Genomic DNA, 12,251 nt, shown 5'->3' with positions numbered 1-12,251 from the left:
GAGTCACGCGCCAGGGGTCCTCCCGGGCGGCTGCTTCCAGGGTAGGGCTTCGCCGGGAAAACGGTGTCACGCGGGGTCCGTCCGGAGGCGGACGGGCGGGGGGCGGGGCGGCGGGCGGGAGCGGGGTGGCGGCGGCGGGGATCCGGGTACGGCGAGGGGCCCCACCGGCGAGCGGTGGGGCCCCTGTCGGGCCGGGGCCGGTCGGTCGGCCCGGTCGGCCGGCCCGGGTGACGGTTCAGTGCGCGACGACCGGGATCATCACCTCGTCCTCGGCGCCGTCCTTGCTGGAGGCGACCACGGTCGTGTCCGGCCGGCCGGCGTTGACCAGGGTCAGGGCGATCAGCGCGGCGATGGCCTCGATGGCGACCGCCCACCAGATGGCGTGGGTGTAGCCGTGCACCAGGCCCTGCGCCTGGAGCAGCTTCTGGCCGCCCTTGCCGGCCGCGTGGCCCGCCAGGTAGCCGGTGGTGGCCGACGCGGCGATCGTGTTCAGCAGCGCCGTACCGATCGCGCCGCCCACCTGCTGCGAGGTGTTGACCATCGCGGAGGCGACACCCGCGTCACGCGGCTGCACCCCGTGGGTGGCCAGCGACATGGCCGGCATGAACGCCGTGCCCATGCCGATGCCCAGCAGCACCAGACCGGGCAGGATCACGGCCGGGTAGGACGAGCCCACCTGGAGCCGGGTCAGCAGCAGCATGGCGACGGCGGCGAGGCCGAAGCCGGGCGCCATCAGCCAGCGGGCCGGGACCCGCGTCACCAGGCGGGTGCCGATCTGCGTCGAGCCGACGACGAAGGCGGTGACCATGGGCAGGAACGCGAAGCCGGTCTTGATGGCGGAGTACCCCTGGACGACCTGCAGGTAGTAGGTCAGGAACAGGAACACGCCGAACAGGCCGATGATGGCAAGGCCCAGCGAGAGGTACGTCCCGCCGCGGTTGCGCTCGGTGACCACGCGCAGCGGCAGCAGCGGGGCCTTGACCTTGGACTCGACCACCGCGAAGGCGACCAGCAGCACCGCGGAGGCGACGAACAGGCCGACCGTGGACGCGGCGGACCAGCCGCTGGTCTCGGCGCGGGTGAAGCCGTAGACCAGCGAGACCAGGCCCAGGGTGGACAGCACGACGCCGGGGATGTCCAGCGGCGAGCGGTTGCGGCCGCCCTCGGGCTCACGGATCACGAAGTACGAACCCAGCGCGGCGATCACCGCGAAGGGGATGTTGGCGAAGAAGGTCCAGCGCCAGTTGAGGTATTCGGTCAGGACGCCGCCGAGCAGCAGGCCGACCGCGCCTCCGCCGCCCGCGATGGCGCCGAAGACACCGAACGCCTTGGCGCGTTCCTTGGCGTCGGTGAACGTCACGGCGAGCAGGGAAAGGGCCGCGGGGGCCAGCAGCGCGCCGAAGACACCCTGCGCGGCGCGGGCGCCGAGCAGCATGGCCTGGTTGGCCGCGGCGCCGCCGAGCGCGGAGGCGAGGGCGAAGCCGCCGAGGCCGAGGACGAAGGTCCGCTTGCGGCCCCACAGGTCGGCGACGCGGCCGCCGAAGAGCAGCAGGCCGCCGAAGGCGAGGGCGTAGGCGGTGATGACCCATTGCTTGTTGGCATCGGAGATGCCGAGGTCGTGCTGGGCGCTCGGCAGCGCGATGTTCACGATCGTCGCGTCGAGCACGACCATCAACTGGGCCAGGGAGATGAACCAGAGCGCTTTCCAGCGGCGTGGGTCGGGCTGCAGCATCTGTGCCGTTTGAGACATGGAGGTATCCACCTAAGGGCGTGACGAGTTAAAGCCTGCTGAGTGACCTGGGAAAACGTGCGCGATGTCCCGCGGCACGGAAGCGAAGGCCGAACAGGTGAAGGAGACGAAGCGGATCGGAAGGACGTGTGCTGTGTGTGGCGTGCCGGGGCCCGCGGACGGGTTCCGCCGGGCCCGGCGGGGTCAGGAGCTGTTCGGTCGAAGCGTCATGGTGCGGTCATCCGGCCTGGTTCGGGGACGGGGTGTCGAGAGTCGTCGACGGGGACGCCGACTCGGGTGCCGACGGGGACGGACCGCGGGTCCGCAGACCGTCGAGGCAGAGCTGGAGGTGTCGGTGCACGTCGAAGCCATGGCAGGTGACGCCGGGCAGCGGGCGGGAGAGCTGGGCGATCATCACCATCAGGTCGCCGAAGGTGACGTCGTCCCGCAGCTTGCCGGCCTGCCGGGCCCGCTCCATCAGCCGGTCGACCGCGGCGGAGAACCGGTCGCAGGCCGCCCGCATCTCCGGCGAGTCGTAGCGCTCCATGGAGGCGACGAACATCGCGCACAGGGAGCCGGCCTTCTCGTCCACCGCGCTGTGGGCGAAGCGGCACAGCCCCGTGAACGGGTCGGCCTCCTCCTCGGCGGCTTCCTCGGCGTGCTGGGCGCTGCGGACCACCACCGACAGCAGCACCTCGTGGACGAGGGCGTGCCGGTCGGCGAAGTGCCGGTACAGCGTGGCGTTGCCTATGCCGGCCCGGCGGGCTATCTCGTCCAGCGGGACCTCGGGCCCGTGCTCGACGATGGCGTCCCTGGCCGCCGCCACGATCCGCTCCCGATTGCGCAGGGCGTCCGCGCGGGTCCGCGTTCCACGGCGGGTCGCCGCCGGTTCCGTCACAGTGCTCATGCCGGACCCTCCTTCCACGAGCCGGTGCGGTTCGGTTCGGTCGATGTGCGGTGCACGAACCGGGGATCGGTTCCCCGGTTTTTCATTCACGTGCATGCAAACGGGGACCGGCTCCCCGGTATTTCACTTCCCGAATGTGACCTGCGCCACATCACCCCGGTCCGTCGGCGGCCGGAGCCGCCACCGAACGGCCCAATCGGGCGCGTCGGGGCCGGGCGGTCGGCGGGGACGGGCCGGGGACGGGGATACGTTGAGCTCTCCCGTCCCTCACGCGGCAGGACCGCGGCGCCGCCAGGAGGTCACATGAACGCCGTCGACCGCCGGTCCGTGCTGCTGGCCGGCCTGGGGGTCGCCGCCGGAGCGGGAGTCGCCGCCGGAGCGGACGCGCTCGGCTCCGCGACGGCCACGGGCACCACCGCGCCGAACGCGTCCGGCGACCCCGGCGCGCCCCGCGGCCCGGGCGCCTCAGGGAGCCCCGCTCCGAAGTCCGGCGGCACGGGCGCCGAGCACCGCCTGTCGCTCACCGCCGCTCCGGCCACCGTCGACCTCGGCGCCGGCGTGACCGCCCGCACCTGGGCGTTCGACGGCCGCGTGCCCGCCCGCGAGGTGCGGCTCACCGCGGGCGACACCCTTGTCGCGGAGCTGGCCAACCGGCTTCCCGGGCGGACCGGCACCGCCGTGCACTGGCACGGAATGGCCGTGCCCAACGCCATGGACGGCGTCCCACCCGTCACCCAGCGCGAGGTCCTCCCCGGCGCCGGCTTCACCTACCGCTTCACCGCCGCGACCCCCGGCACGTACTTCTTCCACCCGCACGTCGGCGTCCAGCTCGACACCGGGATGTACGCGGCGCTGATCGTCGAGGACCCGCGCGAGCCGATGGCGTACGACGACGAGTGGGTGGTCGTCCTCGACGACTGGCTCGACGGGATCAAGGGCACGCCCGACCGGATGCTCCAGGCCCTCACCTCAGGCGGCTCGGGCGGCTCGGGCGGCGAGGAAACGGACGGCGACGGCTCGGGCGACAGCGGCCTGCTGCGCGGCGCGGGCGGATCGGTCGCCTACCCGTACCACCTGGTCAACGGGCGTGTGCCGGCCGACCCCGACACCTACGCCGGCAAACCCGGCGCGCGGGTGCGGCTGCGGATCGTCAACGCCGGCTCCGACACCGCCTACCGCGTGGCGCTCGGCGGCCACCGGCTGACGGTCACCCACACCGACGGCTACCCGGTGGAGCACCAGGAGGCGGACGCCGTGCTGGTGGGAATGGGCGAGAGGTACGACGCCCTCGTGACGCTGGGCGACGGCGTGTTCCCGCTGGTGGCGCTCGCCGAGGGCAAGAACCGCACGGGGCTGGCCCTGGTGCGTACCGGCAAGGGCGCCGCGCCCGCCGCCGGTGTCCGCCCGGCCGAGCTGAACGGCCGCGTCATCACCGCCGACCTCCTCACCGCCGCCGAGGACGTCCGCCTGCGGGCCGCCCCCGACGACGTGACGCACCTGGTCCGGCTGACCGGCAGCATGGACAGGTACGACTGGTCGATCAACCGCCGCCGCTTCGACATGCGCGACCCCCGCGCCGCCGCCTTCACCGTCAGGCGCGGCCAGCGGGTCCGGCTGGACCTCAAGAACGTCAGCGAGATGTTCCACCCCATGCACCTGCACGGCCACACCTTCCAGCTGGGCACCAGCGGCGCCCGCAAGGACACGGTGACCGTGCTGCCGCACCGCACGGTCACCGTCCGCCTCGACGCCGACAACCCCGGCGACTGGCTGCTGCACTGCCACAACGTCTACCACGGCGAAGCGGGCATGATGGCGCTGCTGTCGTACGTCTCCTGACCGTCCGTCACGCTCCGGCACCGGACCTCGGCGCGGATTCCGCTTCCCCTTCCGGTTCCGCTCCCGGATCCGGTGCCGGGCCGGCCGTTCCCGCCGCCGTTCCCGTTCCCGCCGCCGTTCCCGATTCCGTTTCCGGCTCCGGTTCCGTTTCCGGCTCCGGTTCCGACAGGAAGCGCGCCAGGGCGAGGGCCGCCGGGGGCAGCGCGCACAGCACGGTGAACACGCCCTGCGGGCCGTACGCCTCCGCGGTCGCCCCCAGCGCCGGGGCGACGAGGCCGCCGACGCTGACCGCGAGGCCCAGGGTCACGCCGGCCGCGGTGCCGGGGCGGGTCGGCAGGTAGTCCTGGCCCAGCTTGACCAGGACGCCGAAGGGGATGTTGAGGGCGACCCCGGCGAGCGCGGCGAAGGCCAGTGGGAGGACGGTGGCCGCGGCCCCCGGGGTCCAGCGCAGGCCGGCGAGCGCGGGCAGGGTCAGCAGCGTGCCGTACCTGACGGTCCGTACCAGGCCGGCGCGGTCCGCGATCCGACCGCCGAGCAGCGTGCCGGCCACCCCGCCGACCAGGAAGACGGCCAGTGCGGTGCCCGCCAGGAAGCGGCCCGCGTGCAGGTGGCGGAGCCAGAACAGCTCGATGAAGGTGATCACGCCGAAGAACGTGACGGATCTGACGACCTCGATCCCGGTCAGCACCATGAACGGCCGCCAGCGGTCGGTTCCGGTCCGTGCCGCGCCCGCCGCGGCTGCGGCGGGGGGCCGCTGCCTGAGCAGCGCGAAGGCCGCCAGCAGGGCCGGCGGGAGGAAGTACACGGTGGCGCCCACCCCGTGCGCGGCCAGCGCGGGCGTGGCCAGGACGGGGGCGAGGAAGAAGCCGACGCTGCCGCCCGCGGCGAAGACGCTCATGGCGGCGGTGCTGTCGGCCGCGCCGCCCCCCGCGGTCCCGCCGGACTCCGCCGCCTCGCGGGCCGCCTTCCCTGCCGCCGGGTGGAACATGGCCACGCCCAGCCCGGAGAGCAGGATCAGCGCCCACACCGCCGGGTACGGCCCGGCCGGCCCGGACAGGCCAAGCCCCAGCCCGGCGACCGCCACCCCCGCCGCCGCGAGGCCGCGCAGCCGGTACCGGTCCACCAGCATCCCGATGAACGGCTGCGGCACGGAACTGCCCAGCGCGGCGGCCATGGTCAGCCCCGAGGCGGCGAGGTAGCTGTAGTGCCGGTCCAGCACGAAGTACGGCACGCAGGCCGGGACCAGCCCCTGGTAGAGGTCGTCCACGGCGTGCGCGGTGGCCCACAGCCACATCCGCCGCCACGGCGAGGGCGCGCCGGCGCGGGGCTTACGGGAGGGGGTCCGCGTACGGGCGGCGGTCCGCGTACGGGAAGCGGATCGCGTACGGGAAGCGTCGGGAGCGCCGGAGGCGCCGGGAGCGCCTGAGGCACGGGCGGGGGGCGCCGTGGCGCGCTCGGGCACGTCCCGGGGACTCGATGTCCGCGACATTGCGGGCTCCTCATCGGCTCGTCGTGATCGGCTCGTCGGGCTTCGAGGATCTCCGGGGCCCGGGTCGGCGTACTAGCGATAACCTGCCGCCATATGTCCGGGATCCGCCACAACCCGCTCCCCGACCGCTCCCGGGTGCTGCTGGACCACGGGGAGCGGATCGACTGGCACGACCACGCGGTCCACCAGCTCATCCACCCCAGCCGGGGCGTGCTGCTGATCTCCACCGCCGTGGGCGAGTGGGTCGTGCCGCCGCACAGGGCGGTGTGGGTGCCCGCGCACGTGGCGCACGCGCACACCGCGCACGGCGCGACCGACATGCGGTGCGTGACCTTCGGCGCGTCCGACAACCCGCTGCGGCTGGACCGGCCGACCGTTCTGGCCGTCACACCGCTGCTGCGCGAGGCGGTCGCCGTGCTCTCGGCGGACGACGGGCTGCCCGCCGCGCACCGCCGCCACATCGAACTGGTCGTCCTCGACCAGCTCCACCGGGTCGAGCCGCTGCGCGCGTACTTGCCGCTGCCGGCCGACCCGCGGCTGCGGGACGTGATGGACCTGCTGCGCGCCGACCCCGCCGATCCCCGTACTCTCACCGCGCTCGGCCGGGCGGTCGGCGCGTCGGAACGCACCCTCAGCCGCCTGTTCCGCGACCAGACCGGGATGACCTTCCCCCAGTGGCGCACCCAGTTGCGCCTGCACCACGCCCTCACCCTCCTCGCGGCGGGCGCCCGGGTCACCGAGACGGCCACGGCCTGCGGCTGGAGCGGCCCGAGCCCCTTCATCCAGGCGTTCCGCGCGGCCTTCGGCACCACCCCCGGCCTCTACGGGCGGCAGGACCTGCGGCGCCCCCTCAGCAGTGGGTCGACGGACCCGTCCGGCCCTTGAGGTTGTCGTCGGACATCCACCCGCAGGCGCTGGTCCCGGCGATACGGATCCACCACCGGCGCCGGCCGCCCAGCGTCTGCCCGGTCAGGTCCGCGCCGTCCCGTTCCCGCGCCGTCACCGCTCACGCTCCGATCCGTCGCCGGCCCCGGCCCGGGGCCGGCCCGCCGCCCGGGTCACCGCTTGCCGGGGGTCGGCCCACGGGCCACGGTCGCGTACCGCCCCAGCCGCCCCGCACGCCTGTTCCCCCGTTCCCCCGATCCGGCACCGCAGCCGGCGGTCGTCACCCGTAGGCACCCCCGGGAGGGAAGGAGCACGCCGCGCGGGGCAGGCATCACACCATGGGTGTGCTCGTCGGTACTTCGGGATGGCAGTACAAGGACTGGCGGGGCACGGTGTACCCCGTCGGCGTACCGCAGCGGCTGTGGCTGGAGGAGTACGCGCGCGGCTTCGCCACCGTCGAGAACAACAACTCCTTCTACCGGCTGCCCGCGCGCGAGACCTTCGAGGACTGGCGGGCGCGCACCCCGGAGGACTTCGTGATGGCGGTCAAGGCCAGCCGCTACCTGACGCACCTCAAACGGCTGCGCGATCCCGCCGAGCCGGTGGCCCGGCTGATGGAACGGGCGGCCGGGCTCGGCGGCCGGCTCGGCCCGGTGCTGCTCCAACTGCCGCCGAACTTCCGCGAGGACACCGCCGCCCTGGCCGCCTGCCTGCGCCGCTTCCCCGCCTCGGTCCGGGTCGCCGTCGAACTGCGCCACCCCTCCTGGTGGGACGCCGAACGCAGGCTGCGCGCGGTCCTCGAACGCCGCGGCAGCGCCCTGTGCTGGGCGGACCGCGGCTCCCGGCCGGTCACCCCGCTGTGGCGGACCGCGCCCTGGGGATACGTGCGGTTCCACGAGGGCCGCGCCCTGCCCTGGCCGCGCTACGGGCAGCGGGCGCTGCACGCGTGGGCCGACCGCGTCGCCGCCGCCTGGCCCGACACCGACGACGTGTACGTCTACTTCAACAACGACCCGGGCGGCGCCGCCGTCGCCGACGCCGAGGCCTTCGCCGACGCGGCGGCCGCGGCGGGCCGGACGGTCAGCCGTACGCCGCGGCACCCGAAGCCGGGACAGCCGCAACCGCCGGGACCGTAGCCGCCGGGCCCGCCAAGGACCGCCGGGACCGTAGCCGCCGGGCCCGCCAAGGACCGCCGGGACCGTAGCCGCCGCGACCGTCCCGTTCCGCCCCGAACCCCCGCCCCCCCATACCGTCCCCTCGGCGTCCCCGCGTACCGCCATGGGGCTGATACGGCGCCGTGCGCGCGGAGTGTCGCGGTCGGCGGACAAGGTGATCGTCGGACCGTAAGTGCGCCCCGGGCCCGCGATGCCGCGGTGCGGCGGCGCGGGCCTCGACCGTCGTCCCTTACGGAGTGCACGTATGCGCCTGCTCGCGCGCGGTCTTTCCGCCGCTGCTCTGCTGCTCGCCCCGCTGGCCGCGCTGCCGTCGGCCGCGGCGCAGCCCGACCCGGCACCGTCCGCGCCGCTGATGCGGTCCGGCCGCGCGGTGCCGAACCAGTACATCGTCACCCTCGGCAAGTCCGTCCAGCCCGCCTCCTTCGTGAAGAAGGTCGGGGTGCGGCCGATGTTCTCCTACGGCACGGTGATGCGGGGCTTCGCCGCCACGCTCACCCCGTCGCAGGTGAGCATGCTGCGCCGCACGCCCGGTGTGACCGCGGTCGAGGAGAACGGAAGGGTCGACGCCTTCGGTGACGGCCCGGCCCGCGTCGGGCAGCCGCGCGGCCGGCGAAACCCGCTGGACCTGCCGGAACCAGGCCTCGTCGCCCCGCGTATGGCCCAGTCCTGGGGTCTGGACCGCATCGACCAGCGCGACCTGCCGCTCGACCACCGCTTCTCCGGTTCGGACGACGGCCGGGGCGCGACCGCGTACATCATGGACACCGGCATCGACTACGGCCACGACGAGTTCGGCGGCCGGGCGGTGCCCGGCCTCGACACGGTCGGTGACGGCCGCGCGGGCGCCGACTGCAACGGCCACGGCACCCACGTGGCCGGCACGGTGGCCGGCCGCGACTACGGCGTCGCGCCCGCCGCGCGCCTGGTCAGCGTCCGCGTCCTGAACTGCACCGGCAACGGCACCTGGGCGCAGGTGCTGGCCGGCATGGACTGGGTCGCCGCGAACGCCGTCCAGCCCGCGGTCCTCAACGCCTCCCTCGGCGGCCCCTATTCGCAGGCCGTCAACGAGGCCACCGACGCCCTCGCCCGCACCGGTGTCCTGCCGGTCGTCGCCGCCGGGAACGCCACGCAGGACGCCTGCGGCGTCTCCCCGGCCAGCGCCGACCACGCCCTGACCGTCGGCGCCACCGACCGGGACGACCGGCAGACCGCCTTCAGCAACTACGGCGCCTGCGTCTCGCTCTTCGCGCCCGGCAAGGACATCGTGTCGGCCCTGATCGGCGGCGGCAGCGTGGCCGAGGACGGCACGTCGATGGCCAGCCCGCACGCGGCCGGCGTCGCCCTGCTCTACAAGGCCGAGCACCCGTCCGCCTCGTCCGACCAGGTCGCCGCCTGGATGCTCGGCACGAGCACCAAGGACGTCCTGTCCGTCGACCACGGCTCCCCCAACCGCCTGCTCTACACCGGCGGTCTGTAGGTCTATAGGTCTGTAGGCCGCGTCGCCGGGCCGTCCGGCGACACGAGGGCCCCGGGGCGGTTCCCCCGCCCCGGGGCCCTCGTACGTACGCGGCGAAGCGCGTCAGCCGGCCCGGCGGTCCCGCCGGTTCAGCCGGTTCAACTGGTTCAACTGGTTCAGTTGGTCCTGCCGGTTCAGTTGGTTCAGTTGGTTCAGTTGGTCTTCCAGGCCGTCCACGACATGTTCCAGCCGTTGATGCCGTTGTCGGGCTGGATGACCTTGTCGGGGGAGTTGATCACCTCGACCACGTCGCCGATCAGCGAGTGGTTGTAGAACCAGGCCGCCGGGGTGTTCGGGTCGCCGCCGCCCTTGACGTCGTGCAGGCCGACGCAGCCGTGGCTGGTGTTCTCGTGGCCGAAGACCGACACCGGCCGCCAGTAGTTGCCGTGCGCGAAGGTGCCGGAGTCCGACAGGCGCATGCCGTGCGGCACGTCCTTGATGTGGTAGGCGTTGCCCAGGTTCACGGTGCGGGAGTCCATGTCCACCGTGAGGGACTTCTCCTCGATCACCATCTTGCCGTTGTAGGTGGTGTGCTGAGCGTCGCCGAGGCTGGCCGGGTAAGTCCGGTACAGCTTGCCGTCGCGGTAGATCTTCAGCGTCTTGGCCTTGTTGTCGGCGACCGAGGTCTGCGAGCGGCCGATGGTGAACGCCACGTCCTTGTACTGCTGGCCGTACACGCCGGGCGCCGTCTGCACGCCGTCGAGCCGCAGGTGGAGGGTGACCTTGGTGCCGGGGGCCCAGTACTGCTCGGGCCTGAAGTCGATCCGCTTGTTGCCGAACCAGTGGCCTTCGACGTCCACCCCGTTGCTGGCGGTGACGGTGATCCCCTTGTGCACCGCGCCCATGTCCTTGCCGTCGACGGGCTTGTTGAAGTGGATCGAGATCTCCATGCCCACGCCGTAGGTGGAGCCGGCGTTGACGTTGAAGACGCCGTAGTTGACGGCGGAGGGCGTCAGCGTGGTGAACGAGGACTGCTGGGCGGTGGTCCGGCCGTTCGAGTCGGCCGCCGTCGCCTGCACGGTGTAGTGGGTGTGCGTGCGCAGGGTGCCCGAGGGCGTCCAGGAGGAGCCGTCGGCGGATATCGCGCCGTCGACGGGCGTGCCGCCGGGGCCGGTCACCGTGACCTTGGTCAGCTTGCCCTTGGCCGCGGCCACCCGCAGCGCGCCGCTGGTGTCCACCCCGGTCGCGCCGTTCCTCGGCGAGATGCTCACCGACGCCTGCGAGGCGGGCGAGCCGCTGCCGCCGGACGCGGACCCGTTCTTGCCGTCCTGGTGGTCCTTGTTCGTCGAGGCGCCCGCGCTGCCGCCGCACGCGGTGGCGCCCAGCAGCACAGCGCCGAGGGCGAGCGCGAGCAGGCCCTTGGTGGCGTGCCCGCGGCGGCGCCCGGTGCCGTTGCCCCCCACGGGGGCCCTGTCCATTGCGACGGAGTCCGCCGTTCCTACCGTTCTCAATCGAGTCTCCCCATCTCGCCTGTCGCATTGTAGGAGCACAAGCTGTGCGTTCGCGGTTGCGGCTGTTGCGATGCTGATACGGACCGGCCCACCGACCCCACCTGCCACGTGCGGATACAAGGTGCGGACACAAGGTGCGGTACAAGGTGCCGTCCGAGCTGTCCGAGCCGTCCGAGCCGCCACGTGCGGACGCCCGCGCGTGACTGCCTTCCCTCCCTACAACGCTCCGACCCCCCGGAAGCGATGCACCACCCGTTCGTGCATCGAACCGGCGCGGCCGTGCATCCATCCGCCCCCTTGATGCGTCTCACGTTCGAGCCGCAGCTCTCATGTGGCGCCATCGTAGGGGCATTTGGAGCAAACAACGTGAAAAATGGCATCAAGGCCATTCGTCGCATCTCGGCGGTCGCGCTGACCGCCGGCGCCGTACTGACCGCCGGCGCCTTCGCCGTACCCGCGCAGGCGGCCACGCCCGCCCCGCCCTCGATCCACGCCAAGGGCGGCTTCGTGATGAACAACACGACGGGCACGACGTACTACACCAAGGCGGCGGACACCCGCCGCTCCACCGGCTCCACCACCAAGATCATGACCTTCGAGGTGGTGCTGCGGCAGCGCGGCCTCAACCTGGACTCCAAGGTCACCGTCCAGAAGGCCTACAGCGACTACATCGTCGCCAAGAACGCCTCCTCCGCCCACCTGATCGTGGGTGACCACCTCACCGTGCGCCAGCTCCTGTACGGCATGATGCTCCCCTCCGGCTGCGACGCGGCCTACGCGCTGGCCGACAAGTACGGCGTCGGCTCGACCCGGGCGGCGCGGGTGAAGCAGTTCGTCGGCCAGATGAACAGCACCGCCAAGGCGCTGGGGCTGAAGAACACGCACTTCGACTCGTTCGACGGCATAGGCAACGGGAACAACTACTCCACGCCGCGGGATCTGACCAAGCTCGCGAGCACCGCCATGAAGAACGGCACCTTCCGCGCGGTGGTGCGGACGAAGTCCACCAAGCAGAAGGTGACCACGAAGAGCGGCGGGTACCGCTACATGTCGTGGACCAACACCAACACGCTGCTGGGCACCTACAGCGGCACCATCGGCGTGAAGACCGGCTCCGGGCCGCAGGCCGGCTACTGCCTGGTCTTCGCGGCGACCCGCGGCAACCGCACGGTCATCGGCACGGTGCTGGCCTCCACCTCGATCACCGACCGCGCGGCGGACGCGCGCAAGCTGATGGACTACGCCTTCAAGCGGTAGCCC

Annotated in this window: 9 protein-coding genes; 5 read left to right on the top strand and 4 right to left on the bottom strand. The window is 73.0% G+C overall.

Features of this window, described 5'->3' with window-relative positions:
• Positions 1–235: 235 nt before the first annotated feature.
• Positions 236–1,750: an MFS transporter gene (locus K7G61_RS34385; RefSeq protein WP_225851082.1), complete on the bottom strand. Its 1,515-nt coding sequence runs from the start codon at positions 1,748–1,750 to the stop codon at positions 236–238.
• A 217-nt stretch (positions 1,751–1,967) separates the two neighbouring features.
• Positions 1,968–2,636, bottom strand: a complete 669-nt coding sequence (locus K7G61_RS34380) for a TetR/AcrR family transcriptional regulator (protein ID WP_225851081.1) — start codon at positions 2,634–2,636, stop codon at positions 1,968–1,970.
• Positions 2,637–2,939: 303 nt separating this feature from the next.
• On the opposite strand from K7G61_RS34380, the gene K7G61_RS34375 reads away from it, so the two are divergent.
• Positions 2,940–4,475 (top strand): multicopper oxidase family protein, encoded by a 1,536-nt coding sequence (locus K7G61_RS34375; RefSeq protein WP_225851080.1) that lies wholly within the window; start codon positions 2,940–2,942, stop codon positions 4,473–4,475.
• Positions 4,476–4,482: 7 nt separating this feature from the next.
• Here the strand turns inward: K7G61_RS34375 and K7G61_RS34370 are convergent, their stop codons facing one another.
• On the bottom strand, positions 4,483–5,769 hold the full coding sequence (locus K7G61_RS34370; RefSeq protein WP_225851079.1) for an MFS transporter: 1,287 nt from the start codon (positions 5,767–5,769) through the stop codon (positions 4,483–4,485).
• Positions 5,770–6,057: 288 nt separating this feature from the next.
• On the opposite strand from K7G61_RS34370, the gene K7G61_RS34365 reads away from it, so the two are divergent.
• The 3 genes from K7G61_RS34365 to K7G61_RS34355 all read left to right on the top strand — a co-directional run bounded on the left by K7G61_RS34365 (position 6,058) and on the right by K7G61_RS34355 (position 9,501).
• Positions 6,058–6,849 (top strand): AraC family transcriptional regulator, encoded by a 792-nt coding sequence (locus tag K7G61_RS34365; protein ID WP_225851078.1) that lies wholly within the window; start codon positions 6,058–6,060, stop codon positions 6,847–6,849.
• Between the two features lie 338 nt (positions 6,850–7,187).
• On the top strand, positions 7,188–7,985 hold the full coding sequence (locus tag K7G61_RS34360) for a DUF72 domain-containing protein (protein WP_225851077.1): 798 nt from the start codon (positions 7,188–7,190) through the stop codon (positions 7,983–7,985).
• Between the two features lie 283 nt (positions 7,986–8,268).
• Positions 8,269–9,501 (top strand): S8 family peptidase, encoded by a 1,233-nt coding sequence (locus tag K7G61_RS34355; RefSeq protein ID WP_225851076.1) that lies wholly within the window; start codon positions 8,269–8,271, stop codon positions 9,499–9,501.
• Positions 9,502–9,692: 191 nt separating this feature from the next.
• Here the strand turns inward: K7G61_RS34355 and K7G61_RS34350 are convergent, their stop codons facing one another.
• The gene (locus K7G61_RS34350) at positions 9,693–10,958 is read right to left on the bottom strand and encodes an Ig-like domain-containing protein (RefSeq protein ID WP_225851075.1); all 1,266 of its coding nucleotides are present in this window, start codon (positions 10,956–10,958) and stop codon (positions 9,693–9,695) included.
• 399 nt (positions 10,959–11,357) lie between these two features.
• Here K7G61_RS34350 and K7G61_RS34345 point away from each other — a divergent pair, with 399 nt between their 5' ends.
• Positions 11,358–12,248 carry a D-alanyl-D-alanine carboxypeptidase family protein gene (locus K7G61_RS34345; protein ID WP_225851074.1) on the top strand — a complete coding sequence of 297 codons (891 nt, stop codon included), beginning with the start codon at positions 11,358–11,360 and terminating at the stop codon, positions 12,246–12,248.
• Positions 12,249–12,251 lie beyond the last annotated feature (3 nt).

The sequence above is a fragment of the Streptomyces sp. HPF1205 genome (assembly GCF_020400825.1).
Classification (GTDB): Bacteria; Actinomycetota; Actinomycetes; order Streptomycetales; family Streptomycetaceae; genus Actinacidiphila.
The sequence above is the reverse complement of the archived record's forward strand: the minus strand, read 5'-3'. Positions and strand labels throughout refer to the sequence as shown.